The sequence below is a fragment of the Streptomyces sp. NPDC087263 genome, assembly GCF_044744645.1.
GTDB lineage: Bacteria > Actinomycetota > Actinomycetes > Streptomycetales > Streptomycetaceae > Streptomyces.
Map to the genome: position 1 here is coordinate 202,563 of NZ_JBIUYT010000007.1, position 19,228 is coordinate 221,790.

Genomic DNA, 19,228 nt, shown 5'->3' on the forward strand with positions numbered 1-19,228 from the left:
GGCCGGAGAGCCACACCGCACTCAATCGCCCGGCACCGGCGGGCCGCACCGCACCCCACTGCCCGGCGCCGGCGGGCCGCACCGGCACCGAGCACCGGTGCGGCCCGCCGTTCACCGCATCAGCCTTACCGCGGCAACCACCAGCGGGTCGAGCCCGTCCGCCCCGGCGTCGACGAACTCGTACAGCCGGTTGCGCATGCGCGGGTCCCAGAACCTGCCCATGTGCCCCGCGATCGCCTCGGCCGCCGCCTCGCCCGTCAGGTGGACGTGGTTCGCCGCGATGTCGTTGGCCATCCGCGACTCCGGTGGCACGGTGCCCGCCATCTCAGTCCACCACCGTGACGAGTTGGTGGTCGTCCTCGGCTTGGTGATCGTCCTCGACGACCTCCGTGTCGCTCTGCCCGAGCGGATGCACGAGGCCGACCTGTACGGCGGTCACCTTGTACTCCGGGCAGTTGGTCGCCCAGTCGGAGTTCTCGGTGGTGACCACGTTGGCACCCGTCACCGGATGATGGAACGTGGTGTAGACGACGCCCGCCGGCATCCGGTCGGAGATCTCCGCGTGCAGCGTCGTCTGCCCGACCCGGCTGGCCAGGGTGACCAGGTCGCCGTCCCTGATGCCGCGGGTCTCGGCATCGTGCGGGTGCAGCTCCAGGATGTCCTCGGGGTGCCAGGCGACATTGCCGGTACGACGGGTCTGCGCGCCCACGTTGTACTGGCTGAGGATGCGGCCCGTGGTGAGGACCAGCGGGAAGCGCCGGGTGCTGCGCTCGTTGGTCGCCACGTAGCTGGTGACCACGAACTTGCCCTTGCCGCGCACGAATTCGTCGACGTGCATGACCGGCGTGCCCTCCGGAGCCGACTCGTTGCACGGCCACTGGACGCTGCCGAGCTTGTCGAGGACCTCGAAGGAGACACCGGTGAAGGTCGGCATGACCGTGGCGATCTCGTCCATGATCTGGCTCGGGTGGTCGTAGGACATCGCGTAGCCCATCGCGGTGGCGATCTCGCTGATGATCTGCCACTCGTGCTTGCCGGTCTTCGGCTTCATCACCGCGCGCACCCGGTTGATCCGGCGCTCGGCGTTGGTGAAGGTGCCGTCCTTCTCCAGGAAGGACGCGCCGGGCAGGAAGACGTGCGCGAACTTGGACGTCTCGTTGAGGAACAGGTCCTGTACGACGACCAGTTCCATCGCTTCGAGCGCGGCGGTGACGTGCTTGAGGTTCGGGTCGGACTGGGCGATGTCCTCGCCGTGCACGAACAGACCCCGGAAGGTGCCGTCGATCGCGGCGTCGAACATGTTCGGAATCCGGAGCCCGGGCTCGGACAGGAGCGTGCCGCCCCAGAGCTTGTCGAACACCTCGCGTACGGCGTCGTCGGAGACGTGCCGGTAGCCGGGCAGCTCGTGCGGGAACGAGCCCATGTCGCACGCGCCCTGCACGTTGTTCTGACCGCGCAGCGGGTTCACGCCGACACCGTCACGGCCGATGTTGCCGCACGCCATCGCCAGGTTGGCCATTCCCATGACCATCGTCGAGCCCTGGCTGTGCTCGGTGACGCCGAGGCCGTAGTAGATGGCCCCGTTGGGTGCCGCCGCGTACAGCCGGGCGGCGGCCCGCAGTTCCTCGGACGGTACGCCGCTGACCTCCTCGGTGGCCTCCGGGCTGTTCTCCGGGCGGGCGACGAACTCGGCCCACTCGGCGAACCCTTCGCACCGCTGCGCCACGAAGGCGAGGTCCGCCAGGCCCTCGGTGACCACGACATGCGCCATGGCGTTGACGACGGCGACGTTCGTGCTCGGCTTGAGCTGGAGGTGGTGCGCGGCCTCGATGTGCGGCGAGCGCACCAGGTCGATACGGCGCGGGTCGACCACGATCAGCTCGGCGCCCTCACGCAGCCGGCGCTTCATCCGGGAGGCGAACACCGGGTGCCCGTCGGTGGGGTTGGCCCCGATCACCATGATGACGTCGGCCTCGGCCACCGAGCGGAAGTCCTGCGTTCCCGCCGACTCGCCGAAGGTCTGCTTGAGTCCGTATCCCGTCGGGGAGTGGCAGACCCGGGCGCAGGTGTCGATGTTGTTGTTGCCGAAGGCCGCGCGCACCATCTTCTGTACGACGTAGACCTCTTCGTTGGTGCAGCGCGAGGAGGAGATGGCGCCGATCGAACTCGGTCCGTACCGGCCCTGGAGTTCGCGCATCTTGGTGGCGACCGTGCCGATGGCCTCTTCCCACTCGACCTCGCGCCACGGGTCGGTGATCTTCTCGCGGACCATGGGCTTGAGCACCCGGTCGGGGTGCGAGGCGTAGCCGAAGGCGAAGCGGCCCTTCACGCAGGAGTGGCCCTCGTTCGCGCCGCCGTCCTTGTGGGGCACCATCCGCACCAGTTCGTCGCCGCGCAGCTCGGCCTTGAAGGAGCAGCCGACACCGCAGTACGCGCAGGTGGTGATCACCGAGCGCGTGGGCATGCCGAGTTCGACGACCGACTTCTCCTGGAGCGTCGAGGTCGGGCAGGCCTGCACGCAGGCCCCGCAGGAGACGCACTCGGAGTCCATGAAGGTCTCGCCGGCGCCGGCCGACACCTTGGACTCGAAGCCGCGCCCCTCGATGGTCAGCGCGAACGTGCCCTGCACCTCGCCGCAGGCCCGCACACAGCGGGAGCAGGCGATGCACTTGGACGGGTCGAAGTCGAAGTAGGGGTTGGAGGTGTCCTTCTCGGCGTCGAGGTGGTTCTCGCCCTCGTAGCCGTAGCGGACCTGCCGCAGCCCGACCACGCCTGCCATGTCCTGCAACTCGCAGTCGCCGTTGGCCGGGCAGGTCAGACAGTCCAGCGGATGGTCGGAGATGTAGAGCTCCATGACGCCCTGGCGGAGCTTCTCCACCTTCGGCGTCTGTGTCCTCACCTGCATGCCGTCCGCGCACGGCGTGGTGCAGGACGCCGGGGTGCCGCGTCGGCCGTCGATCTCCACCACGCACAACCGGCACGAGCCGAACGGCTCGAGGCTGTCGGTGGCGCACAGTTTGGGTATCTCGATCCCGGCCTGCGCGGCGGCGCGCATCACCGACGTGCCCTCCGGGACGGTCACCGGCATCCCGTCGACCTCCACCGAGACAGTCGCCTCGCCGGGCCTCTCCGGGGTACCGAAGTCGGGTTCCTTGAGCAGTGTCATGCCGTGCCCTCCGTCCTCAAGCCGGTCGCGGTTACGGGTTGGATCCCCAGGCTGCGACGGCCGCCGAGGAAGTCGTCAGGGAAATGGGTGATGGCGCTGCGTACGGGCATCGGCGTCAGACCGCCCATGGCGCACAGCGAGCCATCGGTCATCAGGTCGCACAGATCCTCGAGCAACGCCAGGTTCTCGTCCCGGTGTTCACCGGCGACGATCTTGTCGATCACCTCGACACCGCGCACCGAACCGACCCGGCACGGCGTGCACTTGCCGCAAGACTCCTCGGCGCAGAACTCCATCGCGAAGCGCGCCTGGGCGGCCATGTCGACGCTGTCGTCGAACACCACGAGTCCGCCGTGGCCGACCATGGCGCCGGCCGCCGCGAACGCCTCGTAGTCCATCGGCAGGTCGAACATCGTCGTCGGCAGATAGGCGCCGAGCGGGCCGCCGACCTGCACCGTGCGCACCGGGCGCCCGGAGAACGTGCCGCCGCCGTAGTCCTCGACGAGTTCGCCCAGGGTCACGCCGAACGCGGTCTCCACGATGCCGCCGTGCGCGATGTTGCCGCCGAGCTGGAACACCTGGGTGCCGCGGGAGCGTTCGACGCCGAGTTCCTGGTAGGCCTTGGCGCCGTCCGCGAGGACGACGGGCACGGTGGCCAGGGTGAGGACGTTGTTCACGACGGTCGGCTTGCCGAACAGGCCCTCGATCGCGGGGATCGGCGGCTTGGCGCGGACCGTGCCGCGCTTGCCCTCCAGGCTCTCCAGCATGGAGGTCTCCTCCCCGCAGATGTACGCGCCGGCGCCGACGCGGACATGCAGGTCGAAGCCGAGCGCGGAGCCGAGGATGCCCTTGCCGAGCCAGCCGTGCTCGCGGGCGATGCCGATCGCCGCGCGCATCGTGGCCACCGCGTCGGGATACTCCGAGCGGATGTAGAGGTAGCCCTCGCTCGCACCGACCGCGTGGGCGGCGATCGTCATGCCCTCGATGAGCATGAAGGGGTCGCCCTCCATGACCATCCGGTCGGCGAAGGTCCCGCTGTCGCCCTCGTCCGCGTTGCAGCAGACGAACTTGAGCTCGTCCGTACAGCCCAGCACGGTCTTCCACTTGATGCCGGCCGGGAATCCCGCGCCGCCGCGGCCGCGCAGTCCGGAGTCGGTGACCTCGGTGACCACGTCCTCGGGAGCGAGCGCCAGGGCCGCTCGCAGCCCCGCCAGTCCGCCGTGCGCCACGTAGTCCTCGGTCGACAGGGGGTCGGTGACGCCGATCCTGGCGAAGGTGACGCGGGTCTGGCGGGCCAGCCAGGGCAGTTCGTCCACGAGGCCGAGCCGCAGCGGGTGCTCGGCGCCGTCGAGCATGCCTGCGGCGAGGAGACCCTCCAGGTCCGAGGGAGCCACCGGTCCGTAGCCGACGCGGCCCTGCGGGGTCACCACCTCGACCAGCGGTTCCAGCCAGAGCATGCCGCGCGATCCGTTGCGTACGATCTCGATGTCGAAGTCACCGCCGACGGCGGCCAGTTGAAGGGCGTCCGCGACCTCGTCCGCGCCGACGGACCTGGCCGCCGAGTCACGGGGGACGTAGACCTTCGCCGTGGCGTCCGGCTTCGCCCTGGCGTCCGGAGAGTCGTTCATGATGAGACCGCCCCATTGAGGATCGCGCCCAGCTTGGCCGGGCCCACTCGTCCGTGCAGCCTGCCGTTCACCTCTACCGTCGGCCCCAGAGCGCAGTTGCCGAGGCAGAAGACCTGCTCCACGGTCACCGCGCCGTCCGCCGTCGTCTCCCCCAGCGCCAGGCCGGCCTCGCGGGCGTAGCCAATCAGGCTGTTCGCGCCCAGGGCCTGGCAGGCCTCGGCGCGGCAGATCCGTACCGTGGTGCGTCCGGCGGGTTCGCGGCGGAAGTCGTGGTAGAAGGTCACCACTCCGTGGACGTCCGCTCGGGAGAGGTTGAACTCGTCGGCGAGTACCGGTATCGCTTCCTGCGGCACATGGCCCAACTCGGCCTGAACGGCGTGCAGTACGGGCAGCAGCGCGCCACGCTCGCCCCGGTGACGGGCCGCCACCCGCCGCACCACGTTCTCGACCGTCACATCACTCCTGCTGGTCGTCATGATCGCTCTCCAAGAGCCGATAGCGATGCTTGCAGGGGACTGAGACAATACCCCATACAGGCTTCTGTATACAGAACTCGGTCACACTCCACCGCGGGACAGCGGCCGCCATCTTGCATACCAAAACCTGTATGCTGAAGTCGCCGTCGGCAACCCTCTCGGCAACCACCACTTGGCAAAGCCGTCGGCCCCACAGGCCCGGCGACAGAACGGGGCAGGCAATCATGCGCGAGGCACTCAACGCGGCCGCGTCCCGGCGCGTCACCCGCCCGGCGCCGCTGCGCCAGGCCGTCTACGACGCGCTGACCGAACTGATCGTCAGCGGCTCCCTCAAGCCCGGTCAGCATCTCGTCGAGGCCGAGCTCGCCGCACACCTCGGTGTCAGCCGCCAGCCGGTCCGCGAGGCCCTGCAACGGCTCCAGACCAACGGCTGGGTCGACCTCCGTCCCGCCCAGGGCGCCTTCGTACACTCCCCCACCGAGGAGGAGGCCGCCCAGCTCCTCAGTGTCCGTGCGGTCCTTGAGACCTACTCGGCCCAGCTCGCCGCCGGGAACGCCAAGCCCGAGGACATCGAGCGGCTCTGGGAGCTGCAGGAGGAAGGCGTCCAGGCGCTCACCGAGGGTGACGTCGAGCGTCTCGTCTCGGCCAACACCGCACTGCACGCCTTCGTCACCGTCATTGCCGACAACGCCGTACTGTCCGAGCTGATCTCGCTGGTGGGCCAGAAGGTGCGCTGGTACTACACGCCCATCGCCCAGCCCCGCGGCAAGGAAGCCTGGAACGAGCACTCCCAGCTCATCAAGGCCATCGCCAAGGGAGACGCGGACCGCGCGAGCGAGATCATGCGCACCCACACCGAACACACCACCGACTTCTATCGCCGGCAGATCGCCGCCGGGGCCATCCAGGACTGACCCGACGAGCGTCCCCACGGGCCACCCCACGGCCGGACTCAGGACGCCGCGAGGGAGTCGGCGCCCCGGTGGGCGGACCGGAGCGGGACATCGGCCACCGCCGGATGGACGGCCTCGGCACCGACGGCCGCCTGGAGTTCGAGCAGCCACGGCAGGACCGTACGCAGCACGATGTCGAGCCCGCCGCCGTCCCGCCCGAGCATCGCGTCGGCGGGAACCAGCACGGGATCGGCGAACACCGTGGAGGTGGCGCTGCCGCCCGGTCCTCCCCCGTCGGGCCGGGCCGGCACGAACAGGTCCGGGGCATGCGCCGGAACCACCCAGAGCGTCAGCCCGTCGGCCGCGGTGAGCGGCCGGGAGGACCAGACGTAGCTGTCCGCCTCCCCTGCCGCGACCACCTGCTGTTTACGGGCTCGCAGGGCGACCACGTCACCGGAGCGGGCGGCGGTGGAACGCGACGCCCAGAACTCCCCCTGCGCGCCCTGTTCACCAGGGGCGTCCTCGGCCAGGGCGAGGCTGCCGAGATGGCGTCCGGCGGCGACCTCGCCGCGGATCCAGGTGCTGCCGTACGACTCGATGACGGCGACCGCCGCGTAGTGGGACTGGAGCACGGCCGCGGTCGCCGGGCAGACGCGGGCGATCCGCGCCACCACCTCGGCGGCGTCCGACAGACCCGTCCCGCCGCCGCCGAACTCGGTGGAGACGGTGAGCCCCAGCAGTCCGGCGCGGCCGAGGGCCGTCACCGAGGCGCGGGGGAATCTCGCCTTCGTGCCGGTCGCTTCGGCGGTCGGCTCGATGACGGTACTCAGAACTTCAGAGAGAGCGGTGCGGTACGACACGGGGTGACCCCCTCCTCGGGAGCGCGGCTCCACTGGGCAGCGCGTATGATTGCATACAGTATTCTGCATCCGACCAGATGCGCCAGGGGTGCGGAGAGAGCAATTGGCGAACGAGGTGATTTCCGCGATATTCGCGTCACGGGCGGCGCTCAAGATGGCTATTGCATACTAAAGTCAGTATCCCGAAGCCAATGGTTGTGGATCAGCAGTCCAACGCGGATCGGCGACCCAACGGGGATCAGCAGTCCAATGACGGGGAGGGTTCCATGCCCGACACACCCACCGTGACAGCCCGCGGCCCGATCGCCCGGCCCGCGCCGCTGCGCCAGGCCGTCTACGACGCGCTGACCGAACTGATCATCAACGGCTCCCTCAAGCCCGGTCAGCACCTGGTCGAGGCCGAGCTCGCCGACCATCTCGGCGTCAGCCGCCAGCCCATACGCGAGGCGCTGCAACGGCTGCACACCACCGGCTGGGTCGATCTGCGGCCCGCACAGGGCGCCTTCGTGCACTCCCCCACGCCGGAGGAGTGCGCCCAGCTCCTCAGCGTCCGCGGCGTCCTCGAAACGCACTCCGCGCGGGGGGCCGCGGAACACGCCACGCCTCACGACGTCGAGCGCCTGTGGGAACTGCAGCAGGTCGGGCTCACCGCCCTCGCGGCAGGCGACGCCCGCGCCATCGTCGAGGCGAACGCCGCCCTGCACGGCCACATCACGCACCTGTCCCGCAACGCGGTCCTCGCCGAGCTCATCCCCCAGGTCGACCGGCGCGTGCGCTGGTACTACATGCCCATCGCCAGGCCGCGCGGCACGGACGCCTGGAGCGAGCACGCCCAGATCATCCATGCCATCGCCGACGGCGACCCCGAGCGTGCCGAACACCTCATGGGCCGGCACACCCGGAACACCGCCGACTTCTACTGCGCGCAGATCGCCGCGGTGACCGCCCGCCCCACCCGCTGACCGGGGCGAGAGCGGCTCACCGGCCCGGGTGTATCTCGCGCAGCAGCCCTGTCGACACGTCGAAGACGAACCCGCGTACGTCGTCGGTGTGCGGGAGGAACGGCGAGGTGCGCACCCGCTGGATCGACTGGCGCACGTCCTGATCGACGTCCGTGAAGGACTCGACGGCCCACGCCGGCCGCTGCCCGACCTCCATCTCCAGCTCGACCCGGAAGTCCTCGGTCAGGCTCTGCAGCCCGCAGCCGGTGTGGTGGATGAGGACGACACTGCGGGTGCCGAGGGCGCGTTGACTGATCGTCAGAGAGCGGATGGTGTCGTCGGTGACCACACCGCCCGCGTTGCGGACGGTGTGGCAGTCGCCCAGTTCGAGGCCGAGCGCGGCGTGCAGGTCGATCCGGGCGTCCATGCAGGCCACGACGGCGACGCGGAGGACCGGGCGGGCGCCCATACCAGGGTCGACGAATCCGGCGGCGTAGGCGCGGTTGGCCGCCAGGAGCCGGTCGGTCACCGTCCCGCCGTCGGGAGTCGTGGTGGTGGGCTGAGCGAGACGGGTTGCTGGTGTCGACATGCTGAGCTACCTCACTCCGGTCGAGCGCCTGAAGAAGACGATCTGCCTTCAGGCCTGTATACGGTATGAAGTAGCCAGTATTCGTAATCCCGTGGCCCCTTGTCCAGGGTGCGTGCAAGGGTTCAGGCGGCCAGCGCGGGCTCCAGCCGGACGACGACCCCCTTCGACGTGGGGGTGTTGCTGATGTCGGCCACGCTGTCCAGGGGCACCAGCACGTTGGTCTCGGGGTAGTACGCCGCGGCCGAACCGGGGGTGGTCGGATAGGCGACCACCCGGAACTTCTCCGCGCGGCGTTCCACACCGTCGCGCCACACGCTCACCAGGTCCACCTCGCTGCGGTCGGCGAGCCCGAGCGCCTCCAGGTCGACCGGGTTGACGAGGACCACCCGGCGGGCGTTGTGGATGCCCCGGTAGCGGTCGTTCATGGCGTACGGGATGGTGTTCCACTGGTCGTGCGAGCGCAGGGTCTGGAGCAGCAGGTGACCCGCGGGTGCGCTCAGCATCTCGAAGTCGTTGCAGGTGAAGACGGCCTTGCCGCTCGAGGTGGGGAACACGCCGGAGTTCACCGGGTTGGCCAGCCGGAAACCGCCCGGCCGGTCGACCCGGACGCTGAAGTCGTCGAAGCCGGGGACGACCCGGGAGATCCGGTCGCGGATCGTGCCGTAGTCCGCCTCGAACTTCTCCCAGGGGATGGACGGGTTCTCACCCAGGGTCCGCCGTGCCAGCCGGGAGATGATCGCCACCTCGCTGAGCAGGTGCGGTGAGGCCGGGTGCAGGCGGCCCCGGGAGGCGTGTACCTCGCTCATGGAGTCCTCGACGGTGATGAACTGCTCGACGCCACCCTGGATGTCCCGGTCGCTGCGGCCCAGCGTGGGCAGGATCAGCGCGGTGTCGCCGCAGACGGTGTGGGAGCGGTTGAGCTTGGTGGAGATGTGCGCGGTGAGCCGGCAGCGCCGCATCGCCCGCTCGGTGACATCGCTGTCAGGAGTGGCACGGACGAAGTTGCCCGCGACGCCGACGAAGACCTTGGCCTCGCCGTCGCGCATGGCCCGGATGGCGTTCACCGAGTCCAGGCCGTGCGCGGTGGGCGGGGTGAAGGCGAACTCGCGCTCCAGGGCGTCCAGGAAGCTCTGCGGCATCCGTTCCCAGATACCCATGGTCCGGTCGCCCTGCACATTGCTGTGGCCGCGCACCGGGCAGACGCCCGCTCCGGGTTTGCCGATGTTGCCGCGCAGCATGAGGAAGTTGACGACCTCACGGATGGTGGGGACGGCGTGCTTCTGCTGGGTGAGTCCCATCGCCCAGCAGACGATGATGCTCTCCGCGGCGAGGACCCGCTCACCGACGACCTCGATCTCCTCGCGGGTGAGTCCGGTGGCCTCCAGGATGTCGTCCCAGTTGGCCTTGCGGGCCTGCGCGGCGAACGCCTCGAAGCCGATCGTGGAGACGTCGATGAATCCGTGGTCCAGGACCGTTCCGGGATTTGCTTCCTCCGCCTCCAGGATCAGCAGGTTCAGCGCCTGGAAGAGCGCGAGGTCGCCGCCGGGGCGGATCTGGAGGAACTGGTCGGCGATGGCGGTGCCTCGGCCGACGATTCCGCGGGGCTTCTGCGGGTGCTTGAACCGCATCAGTCCGGCCTCGGGCAGCGTGTTCACGGCGACGATGTGGCCGCCGTTGAGCTTGGTCTCCTCCAGCGCGGAGAGCATCCGCGGGTGGTTTGTCCCCGGGTTCTGGCCCACCACGAAGACGAGGTCGGAGTGGTGGATGTCGTCCAGGCTCACGCTGCCCTTGCCGATGCCCAGCGTCTCGTTGAGCGCGGAACCGCTGGACTCGTGGCACATGTTGCTGCAGTCGGGCAGGTTGTTGGTGCCGTACGCCCGGGCGAACAGCTGGAGGAGGAAGGCGGCCTCGTTGTTGAGCCGGCCCGAGGTGTAGAAGAGGGCTTCGTCGGGCGAGTCGAGCAGGCGCAGTTCCTCGGCGAGCAGGCCGAGCGCGTCGTCCCAGCCGATCGGCTCGTAGTGGTCGGAGCCGGGCCGCTTGACCATGGGTTCGGTCAGCCGGCCCTGCTGGTTGAGCCAGTAGTCGGACTTCTTGTCCAGCTCGGACACCGAGTGTTCCCGGAAGAAGTCGGCGGTGACGCGGCGCGAGGTCGCCTCGTCGTTGATGTGCTTGGCGCCGTTCTCGCAGTACTCGTTCTTGGCCCGGTGGCCCGGCGCGGGTTCCGGCCAGGCACAACCGGGGCAGTCGAAGCCCTTGGTCTGGTTGATGTTCAGCAGGGTCAGGGCGGTCCGCCGGACCGAGGTCTGGCCCAGCGAGTACTCGATCGCGTGCGTGACGGCGGGCAGTCCGGTCGCCCAGGTTTTGGGCGGAGTGACTTCCAGCCGGTCTTCCGGGTCCTCGATGGTGCTCATGATCTGGCCTGTGCCTCTCTGCCACTCGCGCGCGCGACGGAGCCGGCGCCACGACGGGAATCGAATTCCCGCTCTAGATCAGCTTCGGCCAGGCCGCGAGAAGTAGTCAAAGAGACATCAACTTCTACGTGATAAACGCCGCCTATCAAGCGGGCGGCACCCCCGTTGACCTGCACGGACGACAATCGTCCGGCGGGCGGAAGTCGGTCAGATCACACCTTGGGCCCTGAGCAGCGGCAGCTCCTCGTGCGAGATGCCGAGCTCCTGGAGGTAGATCTCCTCGTTGTGCTCGCCGAGCAGCGGCGACCGCTCCACCTTGACCGGGGAGTCGGAGAGTTTCAGCGGATTGCCGACCGTGACGTACGAGCCGCGCTCGGGGTGCTCGACCCTGACGACGATCTCGTTGGCGGCGAGCGAGGCGTCCTCGATGATCTCCTTGGTGGACAGGACGGGTCCGCAGGGGATGTGGTGGGCGTTGAGCGCCTCCAGGACCAGCATTTTGGGAAGCGTGCGGGTCCATTCCTCGATCAGCTGGAACATCTTGCCGAGCTTGGGCAGCCGGGCCTCGGGGGTGGCCCACTCGGGGTCCTCGGCCAGCTCGGGCCGGCCGATGAGCTCGCTGATCGGCTTCCAGCCGACGGGCTGCACGATGACGTACACATAGTCGTTGGGGCCGCCCGGCGCGCATCTGACCGCCCAGCCGGGCTGGCCACCGCCGGACGCGTTGCCCGAGCGCGGCACCTCGTCGCCGAAGTCCTCGTTCGGGAACTCCGCGAGCGGGCCGTGCGCGAGCCGCTGCTGATCGCGCAGTTTCACCCGGCAGAGGTTGAGCACGGCGTGCTGCATCGCGACGTTGACCCGCTGGCCGCGGCCGGTGTGGGTGCGCTGGAAGAGGGCGGCGAGGATCCCGGCCACGGCGTGCATACCGGTCCCTGAGTCGCCGATCTGGGCGCCGGTCGCGAGCGGCGGGCCGTCCTCGAAGCCGGTGGTGGACATCGATCCGCCCATGGCCTGGGCGACGACCTCGTACGCCTTGTAGTTGGTGTACGGGCCTTCGCCGAAGCCTTTGATGGACGCGTAGATGATCCGCGGGTTGATCTCGCGGATGCGGTCCCAGCTGAAGCCCATGCGGTCGATGGCGCCCGGCCCGAAGTTCTCGACCATGACGTCGGAGGTCCGGATCAGCTCGGTGAGGATCTCCTTGCCGCGTTCGGTCTTGGTGTTGAGGGTGATGCTGCGCTTGTTGCTGTTGAGCATCGTGAAGTAGAGGGAATCGACGTCCGGGAGGTCGCGCAGCTGCGTGCGCGTGATGTCACCGGTCGGCGCCTCCAGTTTGACCACGTCGGCGCCGAGCCACGCGAGGATCTGCGTCGCGGACGGGCCGGACTGAACGTGCGTCATATCCAGGACGCGCACGCCCTCAAGAGCCTGCGTCATGTTCGCCGCCTCACTTTGTACGTGGTCCGGTTCAGGAGTTCGGAGCACCCATACTGTAGATTGCATACCGTATGGAGTTGCTTCATGGTTGCGGCACACGCGAGGGATGTCCAGAGGGCGTGGACAAGATTTCGCGTCGCTGAAGTGCCTCGACGCCGAAGCTGCGGGCTCTTACTGGCCTGTGTCCGCCGAACCACCCGGCGAGATCAGTCCGGTCTCGTAGGCGAGGACAACAGCCTGTACCCGGTCACGCAGGTCCAGCTTCGACAGGATACGGCCGACGTGCGTCTTGACCGTGGTGGGGCTGAGGAACAGCCGGTCCGCAAGCTCGGCGTTGGTGAGGCCCGTCGCGAGCAGCCGGAGCACTTCCAGTTCACGGGGGGTCAGACCGGAGAGGTCGCGGTGTGAGATGGCCGCCCGGTCCTCCACCCGGTGCGCGAAGCGTTCGATCAACCTGCGGGTGATCGCGGGCGCGAGCAGGGCGTCGCCCGACTGCACCAGGCGTACGGCGGCCACCAGATGCTCGGGGGTGACGTCCTTGAGCAGGAAGCCGCTGGCGCCGGCGGTGAGCGCCGCGTAGACGTAGTGGTCGAGGTCGTACGTCGTGAGGATGATGATCCGGGTCTCCTCCCCCGGTCCCGCGCCGGCGAGGATCCGCCGGGTCGCCTCGATGCCGTCCATCCGCGGCATCCGGATGTCCATGAGGACGACGTCGGGACGAGTGCGCCGGACGGCGGCGACCGCCTCGTCCCCGTCGGCCGCCTCGGCCGTCACCTCGATGCCGTCGGCGGCGAGGATCATCCCGAAGCCCGTCCGCACCAGGGCCTGGTCGTCCGCGATGACGGCGCGCAGCGTTGGCCTGTTCACGTGGTCCGCCACGGGACGCGGGCCTTGATCCGGTATCCGCCGGCGAGGGTCGGCCCGGCCGTGAGTTCACCGCCGTACACCGCGAGGCGCTCGCGCAGCCCGATCAGCCCGCGGCCGTTGCCGTCCGCCGACGGGGAGTCGTGGTCGGTGGGCGGCGAGTCGTGGGCGGCGCCGTTGTCCATGACCTCGATCTCCAGGCAGTCGTCGGCGTAGCCGATCGTGACGAAGGCGTCGGCGCCCGGCGCGTGTTTGATCGTGTTGGTGAGCGCCTCCTGCACCACGCGGTACGCCGCCAGCTCCACCCCGGGCGGCAGCGGGTCCGGCGGCAGGGACACCGCGACGCCGACCGGTGTCCCCGCGGCGCGTACCCGCTCGGTCAGCGCGTCGAGCTGTCCGAGGCCGGGCTGCGGTTCAAGTCCGTCGGCGGGGCTGTCGGCGCGGCCGGTGTCCGGAGCGGCCAACAGGCCCATCACATGCCGGAGTTCGGCCATCGCGGCGCGGCCCCCGGCCTCCACCGCCAGCAGTGCTTCCTTCGACCGCTCCGGCGCCGCGTCCATCACCTTGCGTGCCGCCCCCGCCTGGATCACCATCACGCTCACATTGTGGGTCACGACGTCGTGCAACTCGGCGGCGATCCGGGCGCGTTCCTCCTCGACGGCCCGGCGCATGGTCTCCTCCTGCGCCTTCTGCAGCTCCGTGAACCGGTCACGGCTGGCCGCAAGACGCCGCCGCGAGAAGCGGACGAGGCCGGCCCCCACCCCGGCGACCAGCAGCACGACCGCGGGACTCGACCACCCCGGCAGCATGGGCTCCGCCTCCCGGAAGGCCAGGCCGGCCAGTACGGCGGCGACGACCAGGCCGGCCAGTGCGCCCGCCCGGTAACGGCTGTACATGACCGCGCTGTAGGCGCCGATGACGATGGTGAACACGTTGATCCAGGAGGCGTCGCCGCCGATGGCCAGCGCCGCGGCCATCACCACCGCGAACACGGTCAGCGGATACCTGCGCATGGCCGCCAGCGGCAGCGCCGACAGGACGACCAGGAACCAGGGCACGGACGGGATCTCACCCTTCGCGGGTCGCTCACCGGGGGCGGGCGGCCGCGGCGGGGCCGGGAACCCGTACTCGTCCTTCGAGACGATGCGTACCGGCCCGTCGCCCGGATAGCGCGCCGCCACGATCAGCGCGACGACGGTCAGTACGACCGCCAGCACCACGTCGGCGCGCACCGCCCGCCGTGACAGCGGGGCGGGCTTCGCGTCCGGGCGCAGCGCGCCGCGCAGTTGCTGACGCCATCCGCGCCGGTCCTCCGTCTCCGTCCCCATCAGCACATTGTGTGGCCCTCTCGCCCTGCCCGCGTCCGCCTGCGCGACCAAGTCACTGCCCCGGAGGCGTACTTCGCAGGGATGACCCTGCGGCCGGGTCCTCCGCGGGGAGGGCCGTATGTCGGTGCCACGGCCGACGCGCCCGGTCGGCGCCCGCCCCTACGTTCGCTGAGCCCGGCAACACACCCCTTCACGAGCCCAAGGACGGACGACTCCCATGACCCAGGTGATCCAACTGGAGAGCGTGGCCAAGCGCTACGACAGCTCCGGCACACCCGCGCTCGGACCGCTCACGCTCTCGGTCGAGAAGGGCGAGGCCCTCGCCGTGACGGGCCCCTCGGGCAGCGGCAAGTCCACGCTGCTGAACCTCGTCGCGGGCCTGGACAAGGCGACCGAGGGAACCGTGTCGGTGGCCGGCCGGCGGCTGAACGAACTGAGCGAGCACGCGCTGGCCCGGTTCCGCCGCGAGCAGATCGGCATGGTGTTCCAGTTCTTCAATTTGCTCGACGACCTCACCGTCACCGACAACATCCAGCTCCCCGCCCAACTGGCGGGCAGCGCACGGCGAAAAACGGCGGCCCGTGCCGCTGAGCTCATGGAGGCCCTCGGCATCCAGAAGCACGCCCGCGCCTACCCGGGCCGACTCTCCGGCGGCGAACGCCAGCGGGTCGCGGTCGCCCGGGCGCTGGTCAACCGGCCCGCGCTGCTGCTCGCCGACGAGCCGACCGGCGCCCTCGACACCGCCTCGGGCCAGGACGTACGGGAGCTGCTGGTGGACCTGCACCGGGGCGGCCAGACCATCGTGCTGGTCACGCACGACCTGGCGCTGGCTCAGGCGTGTGCGAGCCGCACCATTCATCTGGTCGACGGCCATCTCGCCCTCGACACCCACGCGGAGGCGGTCCGATGAGCCGCTTCGGCAGCAGATTCGGCACCGGCGCACTCGGCCGGGTCGTACGTTCCGGGGTGGGGCGGCGCCGGGTGCAGACCGTGGTGATCGCCATCGCCACGATGATGGCCGTGGCCTCCGCCGTGGTCGCCGGATCGCTCATGGTCGCCGCGAGCGCGCCCTTCGACCACGCCTTCGCGAAGCAGCACGGTGCGCACCTCACCGCGGAGTTCGACCCGTCCAAGGTGAGCGCTGACCGGCTCAAGGCCACCCGGCAGTTGGACGGAGTCACCGCGAGCGCGGGGCCGTACCCGACCACGGTGATCAACGGGCCGAATGCGCCGACGCTGACCGTCGTCGGCCGGTCCGGGCCCCGGAGCGACGTGGACGACCTGGAGCTCAGGTCGGGCCGGTGGGCGGCGAAGCCGGGCGAGATCGTGCTGTCCGTGGAGTTCGCCGGACCCGCGTTCAAGCTCGGCACCACCCTGCGGACCTCGGACGCCGCGGACGCCGAGACCCTGACGGTGGTCGGACTCGCCGTGTCCGCCAGCAAGACGGCCGACGCGTGGGCGACCCCCGCGCAGGTCAGGGCGCTGGGATCGAAGGACAGCCCGGTCACCAGCCAGATGCTGTACCGCTTCGACGCGGCAGGGACGAAGGCGCAGATCGCCGCAGCCCGCAAGACGCTCGCCGCCGCCGTGCCGTCCGGGGCGCTGATCGGCACCACGTCCTATCTGGACACCAAGCGCGCCGCCGACCAGGGCGCGGCCGCGACCATCCCCTTCCTCCTCGCCTTCGGTGCGCTCGGCATCGTCATGTCGGTGATCATCGTCGGCAGTGTGGTCAGCGGGGCGGTCGGCACCGGCCTGCGCAGGATCGGCATCCTCAAGGCCATCGGCTTCACACCGCTCGAGGTGGTGCGCGCCTACGTCGCCCAGGCGCTGATCCCGGCGGTCGCGGGTATCGCACTGGGGGTCGTCCTCGGAAACCTGCTGGCCGTGCCTTTGCTGGAGGACACCGAGCGGGCGTACGGCAGTGTCTCGCTGACCGTGGCCTGGTGGGTGGACGTCGTGGTGGCGGCCGCCGCGCTGGCCGTCGTCGGGATCGCGGCGCTGGTCCCCGCACTGCGGGCGGGAAGACTGCGTACGGTCGAGGCCATCGCCGTCGGCCGGGCGCCGCGTACGGGGCGCGGACAGTGGGCGCACCGGGCGGCGGGGCGGTTGCCGCTGCCGCGGGCGGTGACCTACGGCCTCGCGAGCCCGTTCGCGCACCCGGTCCGCACCCTCGCGATGCTGCTCGCGGTGGCCTTCGGCACGGTCGCGGCGACGTTCGCGGTGGGGCTGACCCAGTCGCTGACCGCGGTCGGCAATGCGGCGGATCCCGAGGAGAGCGCCGCGGTCACCGTGGTCAGCGGCGGGCCGCGCCCCGGTCCCGGCCAACGTGTCCCCGCGGGGGGCATGCCGGACACCCCTGACGCCGACCCGGCGAAGGTGCGCGCCGCCATCGAGGCCCAGGCGGGCACCGCCTCGTACTACGGCATGACCCAGCCCGAGGTCACCGTCGCCGGGGTCTCCGGCTCGGTCCGGGCCAACCTCTACCAGGGCGATCTGGGCGCGGGCAGCTACGAGATGATCTCCGGGCACTGGATCACCGGTACCGGGCAGGTCGTGGTGCCCACGGGTTTCCTGGAGAGGACCGGCACCGAGATCGGTGACACGGTGCGGGTGACGTACCAGAAGCAGACCAAGACCCTGCGGATCGTCGGCGAGGCCTTCGACACCTCGGACGACGGCATGCACCTCCACGCGGACCTCGCCAACTTCGAGGCGGCGGAGCCCGAGTCGTTCCTCATCGAGGTGAAACCGGGGGTCTCCCCCGCCGAGTACGCCCAGAAACTCACCGCGGAGGTGGAGCCGTTGGGCGCCCAAGTCATGGTCAACTCCGCCTCAGGGGGCGAGAGCATGATCCTCATCCTTGAGGCGATGGCGGTGCTCCTCACCCTGATGCTGGTGTCCGTCGCCGGCCTCGGCGTCCTCAACTCCGCCGTCCTGGACACCCGGGAGCGCGTCCACGACCTGGGCGTCTGCAAGGCGCTCGGCATGTCACCGCGGCAGACCGTGAGCCTCGTGCTCGCCTCGGTGGCCGGGATCGGCGTACTCGGCGGTCTGGTCGGCGTACCGCTCGGATTCGCCCTGCACGGCTTCGTGTTGCCGGTGATGGGGCACTCCGCGGGCACCAATCTGCCGTCGTCGGTCCTCGATGTGTACGAGCCGTGGCAGCTGGTCCTGCTGGGGCTGGCGGGGATCACGATCGCGCTGCTCGGCGCGCTGCTTCCGGCGGGCTGGGCGGCAAGGACGCGGACGGCGACGGCTCTGCGCACGGAGTAGTTAGCGGAGTACCTCATGGAGGCCGAGCCGGTTCCAGCACCAACAGGATGCCGTTCGAGGGTGTCGCCAGGTCCTGTCGTCACATTCCCGTCCGCCTCGCGGGCGACGACGGGAATGTGACGACAGGACCTACGACGGGGCGCCCAGCGTGATGCCCACCGTGGTGGCGGTCTCCCGCAGCGCGGCGAGGACTTTCGCGTCGAGGGGGACTCCGGCGCGGCGTGCCGCGGTTTTCCGCTCGGCCTCCAACTGTCCGGGCAGCACCGGCCGTTCGGTGCCGGACGCCTTCGGCGGGCCGGTGATCTGCGCGGCGAGCTCGGCGACGCGCTGTTCGAAGGCGGCCCGGTTCCCGAACGCGGAGACGGACAGCGCGAGGAAGAAGTGCGCGCAGTCGACGGGCTCCGAGGTGTCGGCGTTCAGGTCGCGGACACCGCTGCCGAAACTCCCGCCGGACAGTACGCCGGTCAGGATGTCCACGACGAGTGCGAGCCCGTACCCCATGTGTCCGGCCGCGGGCAGCAGCAGTCCGGCCAGTGCCTCGACCGGGTCGGCCGACGGCGTCCCCGCACGGTCGCCGGCCCGGGTCCGCGGGATCGGCCCTCCCTGCCGGGCGGCGAGCCGTACCTCGCCGAGTGCCGCTTCGGAGAGGGCCGACGAGAGGAGGATCGGCTCGCCGTTCTCGGTGGGGACGGCGACGGCGAGGGGGTTCTCGCCCAGCACCGCTGCCGTTCCGCCCGGGCCGGGCACGAGCGGGCTGCTGTTGGCCGCGGCGATACCGATGCAGCCCGCGTAGGCGGCCGTGCGCGCATAGCGGTAGGCGCCGCCGAAGTGGAACGCGTGGCATACCGTCACCACTCCGATCCCGTAGGTGCGGGCCTTGAGGACGGCCAGGTCCATCGCCTGGTCACCGGTGAGCCGGCCGAGGGCATGCCCGGCGTCCAGCACCGCGATCGCCCCCATGTCGTGCACCACCTCGGCGCTCTCATGGGTGCCCACGGAACCCTTGCGGAGCCGCTCGGCGTACATGGGTACCAGCATCACGCCGTCGGACGGTGTACCGCGGAGGTCCGCCTCCACCAGGCCCCGGGCCACCGCCGTCGCGGCCCTCGGCCTGAGGCCCGCGGCGGCGAGCACCGAACCGACGGCTTCGACCAGCCAGTCGGGCGAGACAGTCAAACGGGCGCTCATGGGGTCTCCACACGTCGTGACTGAAGACACGTGGTGACTGAAGTTCGTTCCCCACGGTCGGCATCAGCGACCCTCCACGGCCGGCATCCGTGACCGCGATTCCGTGGACGGCAGTGAAGCTGCCAGAAATGTAGGCCCGTGCGAATTGCCCCGCTATCCGCGGAACGCGAT

15 protein-coding genes are annotated in these 19,228 nt (G+C 70.1%); 4 read left to right on the forward strand and 11 right to left on the reverse strand.

Annotation, left to right across the window (positions count from 1 at the left end):
* Positions 1 to 111: 111 nt before the first annotated feature.
* The 4 genes from ACIPC1_RS23580 to ACIPC1_RS23595 are packed head-to-tail and all read right to left on the reverse strand — an operon-like array spanning position 112 to position 5,270.
* Entirely contained in the window at positions 112 to 324 is a 213-nt protein-coding gene (locus ACIPC1_RS23580; RefSeq protein WP_402519986.1) for a formate dehydrogenase subunit delta, read from the reverse strand.
* A 1-nt stretch (position 325) separates the two neighbouring features.
* Positions 326 to 3,166 carry a formate dehydrogenase subunit alpha gene (fdhF, locus tag ACIPC1_RS23585; protein WP_384386478.1) on the reverse strand — a complete coding sequence of 947 codons (2,841 nt, stop codon included), beginning with the start codon at positions 3,164 to 3,166 and terminating at the stop codon, positions 326 to 328.
* Positions 3,163 to 4,794, reverse strand: a complete 1,632-nt coding sequence (locus tag ACIPC1_RS23590; RefSeq protein WP_402519989.1) for a formate dehydrogenase beta subunit — start codon at positions 4,792 to 4,794, stop codon at positions 3,163 to 3,165. The genes fdhF and ACIPC1_RS23590 overlap by 4 nt, the downstream gene beginning before the upstream one ends.
* The gene (locus ACIPC1_RS23595; RefSeq protein ID WP_402519991.1) at positions 4,791 to 5,270 is read right to left on the reverse strand and encodes an NAD(P)H-dependent oxidoreductase subunit E; all 480 of its coding nucleotides are present in this window, start codon (positions 5,268 to 5,270) and stop codon (positions 4,791 to 4,793) included. Before ACIPC1_RS23595 ends, ACIPC1_RS23590 begins: the two co-directional genes overlap by 4 nt.
* 224 nt (positions 5,271 to 5,494) lie before the next feature.
* Between ACIPC1_RS23595 and ACIPC1_RS23600 the strand changes: the two genes are divergently transcribed.
* A complete protein-coding gene (locus ACIPC1_RS23600) occupies positions 5,495 to 6,184 on the forward strand; it encodes a GntR family transcriptional regulator (protein WP_384386470.1) in 690 nt (229 codons plus the stop codon).
* 38 nt (positions 6,185 to 6,222) lie between these two features.
* Here ACIPC1_RS23600 and ACIPC1_RS23605 read toward each other — a convergent pair whose 3' ends face one another.
* Positions 6,223 to 7,023, reverse strand: a complete 801-nt coding sequence (locus ACIPC1_RS23605) for an acyl-CoA dehydrogenase family protein (RefSeq protein ID WP_402519994.1) — start codon at positions 7,021 to 7,023, stop codon at positions 6,223 to 6,225.
* 266 nt (positions 7,024 to 7,289) lie between these two features.
* Here ACIPC1_RS23605 and ACIPC1_RS23610 point away from each other — a divergent pair, with 266 nt between their 5' ends.
* On the forward strand, positions 7,290 to 7,985 hold the full coding sequence (locus ACIPC1_RS23610; protein ID WP_402519996.1) for a GntR family transcriptional regulator: 696 nt from the start codon (positions 7,290 to 7,292) through the stop codon (positions 7,983 to 7,985).
* A 16-nt stretch (positions 7,986 to 8,001) separates the two neighbouring features.
* Here the strand turns inward: ACIPC1_RS23610 and ACIPC1_RS23615 are convergent, their stop codons facing one another.
* The 5 genes from ACIPC1_RS23615 to ACIPC1_RS23635 all read right to left on the reverse strand — a co-directional run bounded on the left by ACIPC1_RS23615 (position 8,002) and on the right by ACIPC1_RS23635 (position 14,593).
* Positions 8,002 to 8,553, reverse strand: a complete 552-nt coding sequence (locus ACIPC1_RS23615; protein WP_402519998.1) for a beta-class carbonic anhydrase — start codon at positions 8,551 to 8,553, stop codon at positions 8,002 to 8,004.
* Positions 8,554 to 8,675: 122 nt separating this feature from the next.
* Positions 8,676 to 10,964 (reverse strand): FdhF/YdeP family oxidoreductase, encoded by a 2,289-nt coding sequence (locus ACIPC1_RS23620; RefSeq protein ID WP_402520000.1) that lies wholly within the window; start codon positions 10,962 to 10,964, stop codon positions 8,676 to 8,678.
* Between the two features lie 207 nt (positions 10,965 to 11,171).
* Positions 11,172 to 12,401, reverse strand: coding sequence for a formyl-CoA transferase (gene frc / locus ACIPC1_RS23625; RefSeq protein ID WP_402520002.1), 1,230 nt, complete (start codon positions 12,399 to 12,401; stop codon positions 11,172 to 11,174).
* Between the two features lie 171 nt (positions 12,402 to 12,572).
* Positions 12,573 to 13,280: a response regulator gene (locus ACIPC1_RS23630; protein ID WP_402520004.1), complete on the reverse strand. Its 708-nt coding sequence runs from the start codon at positions 13,278 to 13,280 to the stop codon at positions 12,573 to 12,575.
* Positions 13,265 to 14,593, reverse strand: a complete 1,329-nt coding sequence (locus ACIPC1_RS23635; protein WP_402520006.1) for a sensor histidine kinase — start codon at positions 14,591 to 14,593, stop codon at positions 13,265 to 13,267. The genes ACIPC1_RS23630 and ACIPC1_RS23635 overlap by 16 nt, the downstream gene beginning before the upstream one ends.
* Positions 14,594 to 14,810: 217 nt before the next feature.
* Between ACIPC1_RS23635 and ACIPC1_RS23640 the strand changes: the two genes are divergently transcribed.
* Positions 14,811 to 15,503 (forward strand): ABC transporter ATP-binding protein, encoded by a 693-nt coding sequence (locus tag ACIPC1_RS23640; RefSeq protein WP_402520008.1) that lies wholly within the window; start codon positions 14,811 to 14,813, stop codon positions 15,501 to 15,503.
* Positions 15,500 to 17,869: an FtsX-like permease family protein gene (locus ACIPC1_RS23645; RefSeq protein ID WP_402520010.1), complete on the forward strand. Its 2,370-nt coding sequence runs from the start codon at positions 15,500 to 15,502 to the stop codon at positions 17,867 to 17,869. Before ACIPC1_RS23640 ends, ACIPC1_RS23645 begins: the two co-directional genes overlap by 4 nt.
* A gap of 129 nt (positions 17,870 to 17,998) precedes the next feature.
* Here the strand turns inward: ACIPC1_RS23645 and ACIPC1_RS23650 are convergent, their stop codons facing one another.
* Positions 17,999 to 19,057 carry an Ldh family oxidoreductase gene (locus ACIPC1_RS23650; RefSeq protein ID WP_402520012.1) on the reverse strand — a complete coding sequence of 353 codons (1,059 nt, stop codon included), beginning with the start codon at positions 19,055 to 19,057 and terminating at the stop codon, positions 17,999 to 18,001.
* Between the last annotated feature and the right edge of the window lie 171 nt (positions 19,058 to 19,228).